Source organism: Flavobacterium sp. AC274 (genome assembly GCF_979258275.1).
Genome location: NZ_OZ409852.1, coordinates 3,205,093 through 3,222,275, shown reverse-complemented (window position 1 = coordinate 3,222,275; position 17,183 = coordinate 3,205,093). Strand labels below are relative to the sequence as shown.

Genomic DNA, 17,183 nt, shown 5'->3' with positions numbered 1-17,183 from the left:
TCAGATAAAAATGGTACTGGCTAATATAACTTTAAGATGAAAAAATATATAAGCAATCCTATAAAATCATTAACCATAGCCGGGCTTTTAATAATATGCCTAAATAGTTATGGCCAGGATAAAAAGCAGGAAATATCAATCTCTGTAGGCGGGCCTTTTTCCTTTCTGAAATATAATTCAGCTGGCGAAACAGTACACGGAAATGGTATTAATGCAGGAATTCGTTATTCTTATTATTTAAACGAAGGTTTAAGTATTGGAATTGGTGTAGAATATCAAACTTATAATTCTGATGCAAAATTTGGTTATTTGGCAGGACAATATATGACTACAGATGCCGAAGATGAAAATTTTCAGTTCAGATATAAAGCAACAAATCTAAGAGAAGAGCAAAAATTGGGCTACATTAATATTCCAATAGGCATTCAATTTGAAACTCCGGGAACATCACAATTGTATGTTGCAGCCGGGGCAAAAATTGGATTTGCAACAAGCGGAACTTACGAAACCAAAATGCAAAATCTAACTACAAGCGGTTATTATCCGCAATATAATGTAGAATTATTTAGTCCTGCATTTGCCGGTTTTGCCAGCACAGATAATGTTACAGCCAACAAACAGGATATTGATACAGATGTATCTTACTCTGCGACTTTTGAAACTGGTCTAAAACAAAAAATCGGAGACAGAAGTTCTATTTACATAGGTGTTTATTTAGATTACGGCCTAAATAATATCTATGATAAAAACAATAATAAAAACCTGGTGCAATACAATCCTGAATTGCCCGTGCAATTACAATATAGCAGCGTATTGGAAACTCCATATGCAAACGATGTGCGATTAGTTTCGTATGGACTTAAATTACGATTTGCCTTGCGTTAATCTTAATTTAGTTAATTAATGAAGCCGGTTTCTTGGGGGAAACCGGCTTTGTTTTTTATTTAAAGAACAAATTTTTACAAGATCGATTTTTGTTTATTTTTCAAATATCCTAATTGGAATAAAATGCGGATTATTGGAACGTAGACGCACTGCTGTGCGTCTCTACGATATAGATTGAACATAATTTGTCGTGAACATTTGAATAATATTTTTCAAATATTCTAATTGGAATAAAATGCGGATTATTGGAACGTAGACGCACTGCTGTGCGTCTCTTCGATATAGATTGAACATAATTTGTAGTGAACATTTGAACAATAATTGCCGAAATAAAAAAACATAAACATCTAATACCACGTATCCACACAAAAAATATCGCACAAAAATATCTACACAACGCATATTGTAGAGACACATATCTGCACAACGCACATCGTAGAGGCGCACAGCAGTGCGTCTCCCGCAAAGTAACCACACAGTTTATAAAAATTTTCAACTTGCAACAAAAAAAGCATGCGAAACCGCATGCTTTTCAATTAGAATTCTAAAAAATATTAGAATTTATAAGTAACACCAACTCTAAAATTTCTTGGAGCTTCTGTTTGCCAGTAATAAGCATTAAGCCATTCATAATAAGATCCACTATAAAGGTATTTATCCAAAATATTAAACACATTAGCAGTAACTTTTACTTTTCCAATTTCATAAGACAAACCTCCGTCAAGTTTAAAATAGTCCGGCAATCTTTCTGCTCCCGGGCTCCATGTATCAGTTTGACGTCCTGCAAGGAAAGTTCCTCCAATAGAAGCGCCAAATCCTTTAATTTTCCCGCTTTGAACAGTATAATTTAACCACGCATTTGCGGTATGTTTAGCATATCCGGGTACAACTGAACCTACAGTTAAAATATTAGATTCTGTAACTATTGATTCTGTAAAAGCATAATTTGCGATAAGATTCAGTCCGTCTAATAATTTTCCTCTCACATCAAATTCAAAACCTTCAGCTCTTTTTTCTCCTAATACAATTTTATACGGATCATTTGGACCATTGTTAGGATCTGCTGTAAGTTCATTTTCTTTTATAATTCGGTAAGCTGACAATGAAGTATTCCAGGATCCGTCAAACCAATCTTTCTTTATGCCAAATTCGATATTACTACCAGTAAGAGGTTTCACTTTATCTCCGTTAAGAATTATACCAGATTGAGGTAAAAATGCCTGATCATATAATCCGTAAACCGCCAGATTATCTGTTATAGAAAAACTAATACCCGCACGTGGCGTAATATGGCTATCTGCCTGAGTTTCTCCCCAACTTGTCTGGCTTATCCAGGTATATCTTGCCGCAAGAGTTACTCTTAATTTGTTTTCAAAAAAACCTAACTCATCCTGAACATAACCGGCAGCATATTCTGAACTCATGATTCCACCCGCAGCAGCAGCCCTAACACTAAGAGGTGTTGTATGATCAAAATTAGGAAGTCCGTTTGATGGAGTTCCATAATCCGGGTTATTTACATTAAACGGATCGTCTACTGTATCAAGATCATGAGATTGTCCCCAATCTGCCATATAATCTTTACTTGCTAAATCTATACCTCCTAATACTTTATGAGTGATTGGTCCCGTATTAAATTTTCCGTTAAGAAATATTTGTCCTAAATACATATTGCTTTCCGCATCCCAAATACCAACATTTCTAATAATTTCACCGGTACCTAAGCTCCCATCAACAGTTGGTCCTACCATACTTGGCCATGAACTGTATCCTTGTTGTAAATATTTAAAATAAGAAGTTTGTGCTGTAAGTTTCCAATTGTCATCAAACTTATGTTCAAACATCAGGTAACCACTGTGATCCTGAATATTAGTATCCGGCAATCCTGGCTGTGTCATTGTAAAATCTACAGGAGTTGTTGCATATCCTCCGGAATCAGCACCAAAAACATAATAAGAACCAACTTCGGTCATATTTGCATACTGAAAATTATATTCTGCAGTTAATTTTGTTTTATCATCAATTTGATATGAAATTACCGGAGCAATTACATAACGGTCGTTGTGTTCAAAAGGCCTGTGAGAACCTTTCTTTTGCGCAGCTCCGTTAAATCTGTACAATAATTTTCCTTTTTTATCCAGTTTCCCGTCAAGGTCAAGACTTACTCTGTAAAAATCATAACTTCCAACTAAAGCAGAAACCTCCCCTTTTGTAATTCCGGTTGGCTTTTTAGTCACCACATTATAAAGTCCGCTTGGATCACCACTTGAAAGCATAAATCCTGCAGGCCCTTTTACAAATTCAATATGATCTACAAAACTCATATCTTCAGTAAGTGGTCCCCAGAAAGAAGATACTACGTTGAAACCGTTACGGAAAGCCTGAATTTGAGAACCACGCATTGTAATATTGGTGTACAAATCGCCCCAGTGTTCTAAACGCACAGCACCGCTCACGTTACGAATAACACCATCACTCATACTTGTAATTTGTTGATCTTTTAAGGTTTGACCACTTACAATCTGAATGTTTTGCGGAATTTCAAGTACCGGAGTTTGTAATCTTAAAGATAAAGAAGGCTTATCCTGTTTGTATTTATTTTTTGTAATTACTACTTCATCAAGATCTTCTTTGCTCTCAGAAAGAGAGAAATTTTTAATTGTTGTCTGACCAGCAGTTACGACAATATTATCTTCTACAGAATTTATGCCAACTGATTTTATACTAATTGTATAATTTGCCGGCTTTACATTTTTTATCTCGTATTGCCCCCTATCATTGGTAACTGCATTGTATTTTGTTCCTTTAAGACGAACAGTAATATTATCTGCAGGAGTATTTCCGCTAAGGACAATTTTCCCGGTTACTTTTCCCGTTTCCTGTCCTAACATTGTTAATGAGGTCAGAAACAATAAACTAAACAGAATTTTCTTTATGGTTGTGATGTTCATTTTGGTTATGATATTAAAATTTTCTGACAAAAGTAATTGCTAAAATCTTTTTATCCAAATTATTTTTACTCATTCTAAATAAAAACAGTCTTTTAATTGTAAATAAACCTTCATAAAAAAAGCGGATGATATTATCTTCATCCGCTTACAGTTCTTAAAATAAAGTGAGTTTTTAAAAAGAAAACCAAAGTTTTACATCCTCACCAATTGTTTCTTCTTTTATTACATTATCAAACTCATTTGTACAAGGATTATATTGATAATCCTTTTGCCATTCTTCATAATGTAAATTCACTTTTTGAATGGCGTCACAAATAAATAAAAGCTCCTCATTTGTCATTGTTGGATGTAATGATATGCGAACCCAACCCGGTTTATCAGTCAAGTTTTTCTGAAGAATTCCGTTTGTAATTGCTTTTGATTTTTCTTCATCAATACCAAATAAATAATGAGCATAAGTACTTGCACAAGACCAGCCGCCACGAACCTGAATTCCGAAACGATCATTTAAAAGTCGTACTATTAAATTGTAATGAATGTTTTCTATAACAAAAGAAACACAGCCAATTCGCTCTGTTTTTAAATCTCCCAAAATACTAAAACCCTTTACTTTTTGAAGTTCTGAAAAACAAAGATCCAACAATTCTTTTTCTCTGTTTTTCATGTTTTCGATTCCCATTTTTTCTTTTAGTTCCAAAGCCAAAGCAGTACGCATAACCTGTAGAAACCCCGGAGTTCCACCATCTTCTTTAACTTCTATGGCGTCGCTATAATGGTATTCACCCCAAGGGTTTGTACATTTTACATTTCCTCCTCCCGGATTATCCGGAAAATTAGATTGATACAGTTTTTCGTTAAAAACCAAAACACCGCAAGTTCCGGGACCGCCTAAAAATTTATGTGGAGAAAAGAAAATTGCATCCAGTCGTTCTTCCGGATCTTCGGGATGCATATCGATTGGAACATAAGGTGCCGAAGCCGCAAAATCAATAAAACAAAATCCACCGTTTTGATGCATTATTTTAGCCAATTCATAATACGGCGTAATGATTCCCGTAACATTCGAACAAGCCGTAAACGAACCTATTTTTAAACTTCTGTTGGCATATTTTTTTATTTCTTCGGATACTATTTTGGGATCAACCAAATTGTTTTCATCGGCAGGCAAAACCACAACATCTGCTATAGTTTCGTACCACGGAACCTGATTAGAATGATGTTCCATATGTGTGATAAAAACCACTGGCCTTTCATCTTCATGAAGTAGTTGCAGACTATAAATATTATCTGCAGCACGCAAACCCATTATTCGCTGTAGTTTAGATAAAGCTGCCGTCATTCCGGTTCCGGTTGTCACCAAAACATCAAATTCATTGGCATTTACATGTTTTTTAATTAGATCTCTCGCATGATTATAAGCATAAGTTGAAGCTTTTCCCGTCTGGCTTGAAAATGAATGTGTATTGGCAATCATGGGGCCAATTTTAGTACACATGATTTGCTCAATCGGAGCGTATAATCTTCCGCTGGCAATCCAATCTGCGTACAACAGTTTTTGTTTTCCGTAAATAGATTCAAAATGATGATTTACGCCAATTGTATTTTCTCTGAATTCAGAAAAATATTCTTCGAGCTGACTCGTTTCCGGTTTATTCAAAATAGTATTCATTACTTTTATATCTTAAAAACAACTTATTTTTTAAAGTTTTTAATTCCCGAATTCAGCCAATTGTAATAATTTTCAATATCAGGATTATAAGCTGATGGTTCTGTTAAATTTGCACTATTATGATCTACAATTACATAAAATGGCTGTGCGTTTGCTTTATAGGTTTTTATTTGTAAATCGCTCCATTTGTTACCAATTGTTTTAATTTTTTTCCTGTAGTTTCAGATACATATTGCTCATTTTCAGGCAGCTCTTTTTTATCATCAACATATAAGGAAATCAAAACCACATCATTTTTCAAAACGCCCAAAACTTTTGGATCAGACCAAACTAATTCTTCCATTTTACGGCAATTTACACAAGCATAACCTGTAAAATCAAGCAATACCGGTTTGCCTGTTTTTTTGGCAAACTCCATTCCTTTATCATAATCATGAAAGGTGATAATATCCTGCGGACCATATTCTGCACCTTCGGGTAAGCTTTCGGTATTTGCTGTTCCTGTATTTTTAGAAAACCCAACTCCGTATGGAGATTCACTGTAATGCATAGGCGGCGGAAAACCACTAATTAATTTTAAAGGCGCTCCAAAAAGCCCGGGAATTAAATAAATGGTAAAACTTAAAACAAGCAATCCTAAACTTAATCTTCCAACAGAAATATGATTTAAGGGTGAATCATGAGGAAGTGTAATTTTTCCGAATAAATAAAAAGCCAATGTTCCAAAAACAGCAATCCAAATCGTTAAAAACACTTCTCTTTCCAACCAGTGCAATTGCAGAACCAAATCGGCATTGGATAGAAATTTAAAAGCCAAAGCCAATTCCAGAAATCCTAAAACTACTTTAACGGTGTTTAACCAGCCACCGGATTTTGGCAAAGCATTCAGCCAACCCGGAAAAGCTGCAAATAATGAAAAAGGCAATGCAATCGCTATTGAAAATCCTAACATTCCAACAATTGGTGCAATTCCGCCTTTTGATGCTGCTTCGACCAATAAAGTTCCCACAATTGGGCCAGTACATGAAAATGATACAATTGCCAATGCCAAAGCCATAAAGAAAATACCAATAAGCCCTCCTCTGTCTGCTTGCGAATCGACTTTGTTGGCTAATGCATTGGGCAGCATAATTTCGAAAGCGCCCAAAAACGAACAGGCAAAAACGACCAACAAAACAAAGAAAACAATATTAAACCAAACATTTGTGGAAAGCGCATTTAGAGAATCGGCACCAAAAACCGCTGTTACAATCGAACCTAATAAAACGTAAATAATTACGATTGAGAATCCGTAAATTAAGGCATTTTTAATTCCTGCAGCTTTCGTTTTACTTTGTTTTGTAAAGTAACTTACTGTCATTGGAATCATTGGAAATACGCAAGGCGTTAACAAAGCAGCAAAACCGGATAAAAATGCTATAATAAAAATGCTTAACAAACCTTTTGAGTCATTCTTTTTATCAGTATCAATTTTATCTTTTTTTACAGCAACAGTTTCTTTTTTTGCAGTAACAGTTTCATCGGCAGAAGCCACATTCTTAGCATTCGGAATTTTAAATACCAATTCTTCCGAAGACGGTGGCAAACAATTGCTGTCATCACAAACCATGAATTCAACTTCAGCCACAATATTCGAAACAGCATCCGAAGTGAATTTTATTTTTTGTGTAAAAAGTGCTTTATCTTCAAAATATTTAATTTTCATATCGAAGATTTTATCAACTACTTCGTGTCCTTTTCCTTCGGTAGTTTTACCCAATAATTCGAAGTTTTTCTTTTTGAAAGTAAAAGCCGTTGGCGATGGGCCGCCTTCTTCAATATATTGTCCGTACAAATGCCAGCCAGCTTGTATTGTGGCTTCGGCTTTTAAAAGATATTCTTTTTCCGAAATTTTTTCAACCGCTGTACTCCATTTTACGGGATTGTACATTTGTCCAAAAATGCTTCCGTAAAAGAGCAGCATTACTGTTATGATGATATTTTTCATTTGGTTATTTAATTTTTTTCCTGTTTGTGATTTATATAAATACATAAAAACATAGGTTCAAAAACGACATAGGTCGCCCTTGCCCAAAACAACAGATCTTAAAAGCTCAGCGAAAAATTTAGATTTTCCGGAAACTTCCAAAATTGAATTTTAAGTCTACGTGTAAAATGTAAAGAAATTGTATTTTTTAAAAGAGCTGTCGGCAAAACAGCTCTTTATGGTCTTTCATAGAAAATGGCTTACTAATTCAGATTCTAAAATGAAAAATGAAAGACTGCTATTAAAATTTATTTTTGTTTAGGTTTTCAGAGTTCAGCGTGCTACAACTTTGTCAAAGTTTAAAACTTTGACAAAGTTACTTGAGGATTACAAAAAAGCTATTTATTGCAAAGGCTTACCATCCTTATCAAGAGACCCGGATTTAATGATAATCATTTTATCTAACTGAATGTATTTCCTGATAGCATCGTTTACTTCTTTCAACGTTACTTTCTCGATATCTTTTGGATATTGTTCGATATAATTTGGCTCTAAACCTCTTTCGATAAAACTCAAAATTGTTCTGGCCATACCGTTTGTAGTTGACATTCCTACTTTAAAACTTCCAATTAAATTGGTTTTCTTGTTCTCTAATTCTGCTGTGGTAATTCCGTCTTTTACCCATTTATCAACCTGAACCATAGTGGCATCCAATCCTTTTTGAAATAAAGTTGGGTTAAATGATGCATTAACAAACCAATATCCTCCGGTCGTGATATTTCCGCCTAAACCAGATGAAATACTATATGTTAAACCATCATTATCACGAACAGTCTGCATTAAACGTCCCGCAAAACCGGCACCTAAAGTGTAATTAGCAATGTAAAACGGAATATAATCTGCGTCGGCTCTTTTTAAACCTGTGTATTGCCCAATAAATAATTCGGCACTTGGTTTTTCAGGAATAGTAACCACTTCTGTTTTTGATGCTGCTTTTTGAGTGTCATTAAATTTCAATGTTTCAGTCACACCGCCATTCCAGTTTTTAAATGATTTTTTTAAAGATGCAGCTAAGTTTGCCCCTTCTGTATCGCCCACAATTACAAAGTGCATAGATGCAGGACCGAAATATTTTTTATGAAATGCTTTTACTTCATCAAGCGTTGCATTTTTGATATTGGCTAAATCCTCTTCAACACTTAAACTGTAATTTGGATTTCCTTTTTCATAAATCGCCTGTGATAAAGCAATATCTCCTCTTTCACCCGGATCGTTTAAGTTTTGCTGTGTATTTCCGGTAAATTGCATTTTCAGGTTTTCAAATTCAGTTTTGTCAAATAATGGCGAACGCAATTCTTCTGCCAATAGAACAATAACCTGATCCAGATCTTTTTTCAGACATTTAAAACCAATATTGATTTTCGTATTTGATGCACCAATATTAATGTTTACGCCTAATTTTTGAAGTTTTTCAGAGAATTTGAATTTATCATTAAGCGTAGTTCCTTTTGATAACAAGGATGTTGTTAACGAAGGAATCATCGAATTTTTAGTTTCACTGGCAAAATTTCCTAATGAAATACTTGCTGAAACGGTAACAAAATCTTTGGCAGAAGTTTTTACAGAAACCACATCGATTCCGGCAATTTTTTCTCTTTTATAAGATGATGCTCCTTTTTCAATTGCATTTTCAATGTTTTCATCAATAGCTTCTCTTGCAGTTTTTTGTTCCGATGAAAAAGCTGAATGACTTTCTTCTAAATGATTATGATTTGAATCTCTATAATAAAACGGACCATTTTCTGGCATAAAATTCCCTGCTTTTGCCTGATCCTGTCCTTGATTTCCTGATTGTTTCGGAATAAAATATCCTGTTGTACTTTGATCTTCAACTAAATATTTTTGAGCCACACGTTGCACATCGGCAGGCGTTACTTTTTTTAGTCGGTCAACTCCTGTTACAAAATCTGTCCAGTCACCAGAAGCAATTGCTTCATTCAATTCTGATGCAATAACACCAGAACCATCACGTGCTAAAATAGTCTGGGCACTAATTTTTGCCACAACACGATTTACTTCATCCTGCGTTACGCCTTCTTTTTGAATTTTAGCTACAACCTCACTTATTTTAGCATCAATATCTTCATGTTTTGAGGTTGTTGGAAAACCAACGCCAATGGTAAAAAGTCCCACTTCTTTAAAGTTCGTTGCACTGGCATACGCGTAAATTCCCATACGGCTGTCTACAAAAGTCTTGTTTAAAATCGCCGAAGGTCCCGAGCCAATAATTTCACCCAAAATATTTAAAGCCGGTAAATCTTCATGTAAAGCACCCGGAATTTTATAAGCTTTGTTTACAACGCCCAATTCTCCCGGTTTTTTAACTACAATTTTACGAGGCCCATATTGTTGAGGTTCTTCTGTATACGGCTGTGGCATTTTGTTTGGCGCTTTGGTAATTTTACCGAAATATTTCTCAACTAACTGAAAAACATTTTCTTTTTGAAAATCACCAATAATGGTCAAAGTTGCGTTATCCGGCCAGTAATAAGTGTTATAAAAATTACGTAATACTTCAATTGGTGCTTTTTCAATATCTGATTTCCAGCCAATTGTCGAATGATGATACGGGTGTGCAATATATGCCGAAGCCCAGATTTCTTTGTCCAATAAACTATTTGGGTCATTTTCGCCACGTTCAAATTCGTTACGAACGACTGTCATTTCTGCTTCTTTATCTTCTTTTAATAATAAAGAATTACGCATTCTGTCGGCTTCGATTTCTAATGCCAAACCAATTTTATCACTTGGCAAAGTTTCAAAATAATTGGTACGATCATACCAGGTTGTAGCGTTTAATTGTGCTCCGGTATTTTGTAGAACATCAGTAATTGTATTTCCGTTTTTTTATTGAAAGCTGTAGTTCCTTTAAACATTAAATGTTCAAGAAGATGCGTTGAGCCAGTGTTTCCTAAAACTTCATTTTTAGAACCTACACGATATACAATTTGAACGGTTGCAACCGGAGATGCATTATCCTGCAAAAGCAAAATATTCATACCGTTTGGTTCATATAAATATTCTTCGATTCCACCTAACTCTTTTATTTTCTTAAAGTTAACAGATTTATTTTGCGCTGAAATTAAGGTACAAAACGCTAATGAGCAGTAGCCCAAAAAGATGTATTTTTTCATTTTTTGTGATTGATATGTTGTTTTTTAGATTGTGATAACTTTCTCAAAGTTAAAAACTTTGAGAAAGTTTAACTGCCTATTTTGTATTATTTAAGACTTACTGAAAATTTCTTTCAATTTTGACTGAAGCGCTTCTTCTCTAAGATTTTTAGCAACGATTTTTCCGTCAGGTCCGATTAAATAATTTGTTGGCACTAATTTTACGCCATATAAAACAGCGGCTTCATTCTTCCATCCTTTTAAATCAGAAACATGTGTCCACGTTAAACCATCTTTTTCAATTGCTTTTTGCCAAAGATTCTTTTTATCATCCAAAGAAACTCCTAAAACATCAAATCCTTTGTCATGGTAGGTTTTGTAAGCTACAACCACATTTGGGTTTTCTTTTCGGCATGGACCGCACCAGCTTGCCCAGAAATCTACTAAAACATATTTTCCTTTGTAATCTGAAAGTTTAACCACTTTTCCGTTTACATCGGTTTGAGAAAATTCCGGAGCAGTTACACCAACAGCGGTTTTGTCATTAAGATCGATTGCTTCTTTCAACTGTTTTCCGTAAACTGATTTTTGTACTTCCGGAGATAAAACAGCGTAATACGTTTTTACCTGTTCCGGAGTTCCGTATGATACAATTCGGTCATTAATTACTAAAGCTGCAGCAATTTTATCTTTATTTTTTCTGATAAATTTATCGGTTAAACCATCTGCAAAAGTTTGAAGATCTTTCCACTTTTTATCCATCATCGTTTGCTGTTCAGCAGTCAGTTTTGCTTTTCCGTTTTGGGTTAAAGAATCTGATAATTTGTAAACAGGACCGGCAATACTTTGTATTTTTTTGAATTCGTTATTGTAATACGACTTGTAAATATCGTTTTGCGTTGCACCGCTTACTTTAGCTTTAAAAATAGAATCTTTTTTAGCTTCAACTTTTATACTTTCATTATCTAAAAGAAAAAATGCACCATACTCTTCTCCTTTTAATTTAATGGTATATAATAATGGTTCTGAAACTTTTCCTGTAAATGTAAAAGTTCCTTCTTTATTGATTTGAGCAGAATCTGCTATTTTTTTGTTTCCTTTTTCATCTGTATTTTCCAGATAAACAGTTCCTTTATCTAATCCGGCAATTGTACCGTTAATAGTAAATCCTTCTTCTTTTTTAGAGCATGAAGAAAGTGCGGTTAACATTGCCAATGCAGCGAAACCAGATTTTAAGATTGTACTTTTCATGTTGTTATTTTTGTGTTTATTATTTTTTTTAGTCTCAGTTCAGTCTAGGTTTTCAGTCGCGGATTGAGAACTTTGTCAAAGTTTAAAACTTTGACAAAGTTGCTGAAACTGAATACTACTTACTTACATTCTGCGTTATCGTTCCGTTTCCTGGGTTTTGTGTAGCGCCTAGCGGAAATGGCATTGTCCATAAATGCGATTCTGATGATAATGTGTAAGTATTTCCGTTTGCTGTTTTGGTGTAACTTACTTTATAAACGCCTTCAGCATTTAAACGACGCGCATCTGCAAAAGGAATCAGCGTGTTATTAAGTTCGTTATTTTTTGTTCTAAAAATAGCATTCAAAGCCGTAGTTTTATCAGTAGTCGAAATATCCTGATAAGAAGCTGGCAGAATACGCGTTTTACGAACTGTATTTAAAACATCCAAAGCCTCACTAATTTGCCCTGCACGTGCAAGGCATTCGGCTTTAATCAAATACACTTCAACAGTTGTGATGCCTCCAAAATTAAAAGCACCGGATAAGGTTCTTCTGTAATACGTTTCTGCACCCACTGTATAAATTTTCCAGCGAGAGATAAATTTGGCATCTCCAGTTTCAAAACGCTGTGCACGTTCTACCGGAATACTGTTTTCTGTGGTTAAAGTAGAAAAAGTACCGTGACGAAACGTATAATTTTCTACATAATTATACCCCATTGGAGATATGGTAGTGGTATACGAATTTGGAGCATCAATAATGGCTTTATTTGTATTGTAATAGCCTATCCAGTCGTATAATTTATTGTTTTCTGCTAATGCTAAATCTGCATATTTCAGGGCTTCTGTATAATTATTCATTTGCAGATAAACTCTTGCATAAAACGCATAACCGGCACCCAAATTTGGATGTAAAGCTGTTTGAGAAACTTTCGGCAAATATGGCAGTGCGTCTTTAACATCATTCAGAATAAAATCATACATTTCCTGAATTGTAACTTGTTTGTTTGGTGCATTAATATTGGCACTCGTTATTAACGGAACTGATAATTTTACAGAAGCTGTAGAAGCGACATAAGTATCAGCATAAAAATTAACCAGATTAAAATAATTCATGGCGCGCAATACTTTTGCTTCTGCCCAGACTATTCTTTGTTCAGCTTCGGTTGCTTTAGTTGTAGTTAATGCATTTTCGATAATTAAATTAAAAGTCGAAATTCCGGCATAACTTGAATAATAAGCAGTTTCGTCTGATACCTTCAATGCAATTCGATCTGCATTTTCGTCCCACATATAATTTGCATTATACAATCTATTGCTTGCTAAAGAGGCAACAGTTACATACTGATCGTTTAATAATTGTGACGCTCCGGTAATATCAACTCTGTGATTCGTGTATTCGTCACGCAAAAAAGCTTCATAATCTGCTAATGTTGTTGGTGATTTTGATCCTTTTGGAACATCGCTCAAATAATCTTCGCAAGAGACAAATGTTAATCCTAAAGCTAATAAACACGCTATCTTTTTATATATATTTTTCATCGTCTGGTCTTTATAAATTAGAAATTAACATTTACACCCAAAACAAAACTTGGAGAAGTGAAACCGCCTAAAATGAACTTAGCATCTCTGCTTTTTGCAAAAGTATATACGTTTTCTGCGTTTAAATTGAAACGTATGCCGTCTAGTTTTACTTTTTTAATAAGTGCCGCCGGCATTTGGTACGCTAATGAAATGTTGCTTAACCTTACATTTGAAGCATCCAGAATATTAATATCTGCATACGAATAAATAGTACGGGAATCTGAATTAAATTCAGGATCATATTCGTAAACTGCTCTCGGAATATTTGTAAAAGCTTCGTCACCAGGCTGCATCCAACGATCGGCAATATGATTGTTTACTACTGTAATATCAGTTACGTAACCTCCTGCTGCTCCATTGTAACTATTATTTAGCATTGGAAGAAATGAATTTCTTACCTTGTGTCCTAACTCATAAATGAAAAGTGCAGAAAGCGAGAAATTCTTATAATTAGCAGAAGTATGGAATGAACCGCTATGCGTAGGAACTGTTGAACCATAATCTTCAATCGCTTCTAATTGTCCCGGATTGTATTTTACTGCTGTTCCCGAAGCATCATAAACTTGCGGAATTCCTGTACTGCTTAATCCTGCCCATTTATAGCCATAAATAGAATTAAAGTTGGTGCCTACTCTTGGAAAAGAATCAGCATGATCTAACTGCAGGTAATAAACAGGAGCTTTTACATTTACATAATCTACGTTGTTTTTGTTATTTGCATATAAAACAGCCGCGTCCCAGGAAAATGAAGGTGTTTTTATGATTGTTCCTCTTAAACTAACTTCGATACCTTTGTTAGTCATTTCTCCGTTATTGATTTTATAAGTAGAATACCCCCATCCTTCTGTTGGAATTCCCTGGCTGCTTGCTAATAAGTTTTCGCCTTTTTTGTTATAATAATCTAAAGTTCCTCCTAATCTGTTTTTGAAGAAGGAGAAATCTAAACCAACATTGGTTGTAGTTGTTTTTTCCCAGGATAATTCCGGATTTGGTCTTGCGCTAACTGTCCCCTGATTACCTCCAACATTTGGATTAGAATTATAATAAGCTGTTAAATACGGTGCAGAATCTTTAGCAATATTTCCACCAATACCATAAGAAACACGAACTTTTAGTGCGTCTACCCATGAAGCAGTAAAGAATGATTCTTTATCGATATTCCATCCGGCTCCGGCAGACCATGTAGGCTTATTTTGATATTCGCTGTCTGTTCCCCAAAGATTAGAACGGTCCCATCTTAAACTTCCTGATACTGAATACTTTTTATCATAAGTATAACCTCCTGTTCCATAAACAGAAACGTAACGGTTTAATAATTCTTTTTCTAATGAAAAATCGTCTTGTATCATAGATCCGCCAAAAACACTTCCGTATACTTTAAGAAGATCTGCCTGATTTACCGGTGCAAAACCTAAAGTCTGAGCATCATAACCATAACGTGTATTAGTATTGAATTGTAACTTAGTGTGACGAATTTCCATACCTCCAATAGCAGACACATCATGTTTTTCGTTAAAAGTTTTATTGAAATTTAACTGTTGGCGGAAATTATAAGCATTTGTAATTTGCTCTGTATTTTTTATAATATCTCCGTAAGGCAAATTATAAACTGCTTTGTTATTGGCAATTGTCACCATACTATTTACCTCACTTCTTACGTAATACGAGTCTTTATCAAATAACTGGTTTGCACGATCTGAGCCAAATTCGTATTGAAACATAGCATTATAAGTAAATGCATTACTGAATTTTACATTAAACTTGGCAAATGTTCGGTTTAAGAAACTTTTATTTTCTGTAAGATTTCTTCCCAGCTCATCCATTGGTGTAATGTTCATACCATAAAGACCATAGTTTTTGATAGAATTTAGCGTAAAAGCATTGTAGCGGGATTCTGGTGTAGAAACAAAATTAGTACCATCATTATTAACCAATTGATTATACGGCTGATACTTAAATCCAGGATTATTTGGAACAGAAGCTGGATTTGTAGGCAGATAACTTTGCGTATCACCTTTTCCAAAATTGGTATAAGATCCTAAATCCAAAGAAAGCCAGCTGTTAATCTCAGTTGAGTTTTTTAAGTTAAGACCAACTGTTTCGTTTTCAGAATACATATCTTCAAACTGATTGCTTTTGTATGTCAAAGAAGCATTAAAAGTATTTGTTTCTGTTGCTTTGCCTAAACTAAGATTATGCTGTAAAAAATATTGATCACGTTTAGCATATTTAGCTACATCGTCATAATATTTATAACCTTGAGAGCCAAGCTGATCTAAACGACCATTCATTTCTGTTTGCGAAATATTTCCTGCATAACCATTTAAAATAGTCTGCATTCCTAAACTTGTAAATACAGCATTATTAAGCAATGATTGTGAATAAGTATTTGCATTAGCCGTTTTTAAATTAGGGTTTCCGTCTGCCCATCCTCTTTCTAAACTGATAATATCTGCAGAATCTGTTAGGTTTCCTGTGTAATTTCTATAGGGAGTAATTGTTAAATTACTTGAAAATGAAATATTTGTTTTTCCTGCTTTTGCTTTTTTAGTTGTAATTACCACAACTCCATTAGCTGCACGGGCACCATAGATAGAAGAAGCAGCTGCATCTTTTAAAACCGTAATCGTTTCAATATCTTCTAAATTCAGGTTAGGCAAATTTTCTTCTATAGTAGCATAAGGAGTTAATTTTGTATTCTCTACCGGAAATCCATCAATAACATATAAAGGTGTACTTGTACCGGTCATAGTAGTTGTACCACGAATTTTTCCATTTTGATATCCAACGATACGTCCTTCCAAAATGTTATTTAAACTACTTAAACGTTGCTCCTGAAAATCCTTTGCTTTTAAACTAGAAAAAGATCCTGTCGCTTTTTCTGCACTAATGTCCTGATAACCTGTTTTTAAAACAAGACCTTCTAATTCCAGAACATCTTCCTTCAAAACAACATTTATAACACTTCTGCCCTCAACTTTTATTTCCTGTCTCTCAAATCCTAAATAGGCAAAAGCCAGAGTAGTTTCACTGCTAACTGCAATAATCTGATATTCACCATTAAAATCAGTCTGCACACCTCTTCCCGAACCGTTATCAGAAATCGCGGCACCTACTAAAGGCATTCCTTTTTCGTCTGTAACTCTACCTTTTACGATAAAATCCTGAGCTTCATTTACAACTGGTTTGGGTTTGGTTTCTTCCGGTGCTTTTTTGGCACTTAGAATAATATGAGATCCCGAAATTTTAAAATCCGTTCCCGTATTATTAAAAATTACGCTCAAAATATTTTCCATCGAAACATTTGTTAGACTAATGTCTATCGTTCGATCAAGATCAACAGATCTAACATTGTAAACAAATCTGTAATCTGTAGTATACTCAAGCTTTTCAATCACTTTTGCAACAGTCATATTGTTTGCATTGAAAGAAATCTTCGCTTTTTGTGAGTACGAAATCCCAGCGTGCATTACAGATAAAGTGGTCAATAAAAATATTGTAGTCAATTTCATTTTCAAATCAAATTTCAAAAAAGGCTTATCAAACCTAATTTTGTTCAAGAGTTTTTTCATACTTTTAAATGTTTTTTAGTGTGGTTGGTTAATTAACTGATCGCATTTTTATCTACCGGAAAATGTTGGCGCATTTTCCGGTTCTTTTTTAAACACGATCCTTTTAGCGGGATTTTTGCTTCATAGGCGTTTTTTAAATTTTAGATTCTTAT

General features: G+C 34.5%; 8 protein-coding genes and 1 pseudogene. 1 reads left to right on the top strand and 8 read right to left on the bottom strand.

Annotation, left to right across the window (positions count from 1 at the left end; translation table 11 throughout):
* Positions 1 to 36 precede the first annotated feature (36 nt).
* Positions 37 to 885 carry a porin family protein gene (locus ACZZZT_RS14345; protein WP_463460887.1) on the top strand — a complete coding sequence of 283 codons (849 nt, stop codon included), beginning with the start codon at positions 37 to 39 and terminating at the stop codon, positions 883 to 885.
* A gap of 554 nt (positions 886 to 1,439) precedes the next feature.
* Here ACZZZT_RS14345 and ACZZZT_RS14340 read toward each other — a convergent pair.
* The 8 genes and pseudogenes from ACZZZT_RS14340 to ACZZZT_RS14305 all read right to left on the bottom strand — a co-directional run bounded on the left by ACZZZT_RS14340 (position 1,440) and on the right by ACZZZT_RS14305 (position 16,971).
* Positions 1,440 to 3,836, bottom strand: coding sequence for a TonB-dependent siderophore receptor (locus tag ACZZZT_RS14340; protein WP_463460886.1), 2,397 nt, complete (start codon positions 3,834 to 3,836; stop codon positions 1,440 to 1,442).
* A 172-nt stretch (positions 3,837 to 4,008) separates the two neighbouring features.
* Positions 4,009 to 5,505 carry an aminotransferase class V-fold PLP-dependent enzyme gene (locus ACZZZT_RS14335; protein ID WP_463460885.1) on the bottom strand — a complete coding sequence of 499 codons (1,497 nt, stop codon included), beginning with the start codon at positions 5,503 to 5,505 and terminating at the stop codon, positions 4,009 to 4,011.
* Between the two features lie 23 nt (positions 5,506 to 5,528).
* Positions 5,529 to 7,492, bottom strand: a pseudogene (locus tag ACZZZT_RS14330) (protein-disulfide reductase DsbD family protein).
* Positions 7,493 to 7,873: 381 nt separating this feature from the next.
* Positions 7,874 to 10,363, bottom strand: coding sequence for a M16 family metallopeptidase (locus ACZZZT_RS14325; protein WP_463462438.1), 2,490 nt, complete (start codon positions 10,361 to 10,363; stop codon positions 7,874 to 7,876).
* Positions 10,327 to 10,665 carry an insulinase family protein gene (locus ACZZZT_RS14320; protein ID WP_463460884.1) on the bottom strand — a complete coding sequence of 113 codons (339 nt, stop codon included), beginning with the start codon at positions 10,663 to 10,665 and terminating at the stop codon, positions 10,327 to 10,329. Before ACZZZT_RS14320 ends, ACZZZT_RS14325 begins: the two co-directional genes overlap by 37 nt.
* Positions 10,666 to 10,755: 90 nt before the next feature.
* On the bottom strand, positions 10,756 to 11,895 hold the full coding sequence (locus tag ACZZZT_RS14315) for a redoxin domain-containing protein (RefSeq protein ID WP_463460883.1): 1,140 nt from the start codon (positions 11,893 to 11,895) through the stop codon (positions 10,756 to 10,758).
* 115 nt (positions 11,896 to 12,010) lie between these two features.
* Positions 12,011 to 13,417 carry a RagB/SusD family nutrient uptake outer membrane protein gene (locus ACZZZT_RS14310; RefSeq protein WP_463460882.1) on the bottom strand — a complete coding sequence of 469 codons (1,407 nt, stop codon included), beginning with the start codon at positions 13,415 to 13,417 and terminating at the stop codon, positions 12,011 to 12,013.
* 17 nt (positions 13,418 to 13,434) lie between these two features.
* Positions 13,435 to 16,971, bottom strand: a complete 3,537-nt coding sequence (locus tag ACZZZT_RS14305; protein ID WP_463460881.1) for a SusC/RagA family TonB-linked outer membrane protein — start codon at positions 16,969 to 16,971, stop codon at positions 13,435 to 13,437.
* Between the last annotated feature and the right edge of the window lie 212 nt (positions 16,972 to 17,183).

Coding starts and splice junctions, on each gene's coding strand:
- ACZZZT_RS14345 (WP_463460887.1), top strand. CDS start 37: ATGAAAAAATATATAAGCAATCCTATAAAATCATTAACCATAGCCGGG.
- ACZZZT_RS14340 (WP_463460886.1), bottom strand. CDS start 3,836: ATGAACATCACAACCATAAAGAAAATTCTGTTTAGTTTATTGTTTCTG.
- ACZZZT_RS14335 (WP_463460885.1), bottom strand. CDS start 5,505: ATGAATACTATTTTGAATAAACCGGAAACGAGTCAGCTCGAAGAATAT.
- ACZZZT_RS14320 (WP_463460884.1), bottom strand. CDS start 10,665: ATGAAAAAATACATCTTTTTGGGCTACTGCTCATTAGCGTTTTGTACC.
- ACZZZT_RS14315 (WP_463460883.1), bottom strand. CDS start 11,895: ATGAAAAGTACAATCTTAAAATCTGGTTTCGCTGCATTGGCAATGTTA.
- ACZZZT_RS14310 (WP_463460882.1), bottom strand. CDS start 13,417: ATGAAAAATATATATAAAAAGATAGCGTGTTTATTAGCTTTAGGATTA.
- ACZZZT_RS14305 (WP_463460881.1), bottom strand. CDS start 16,971: ATGAAATTGACTACAATATTTTTATTGACCACTTTATCTGTAATGCAC.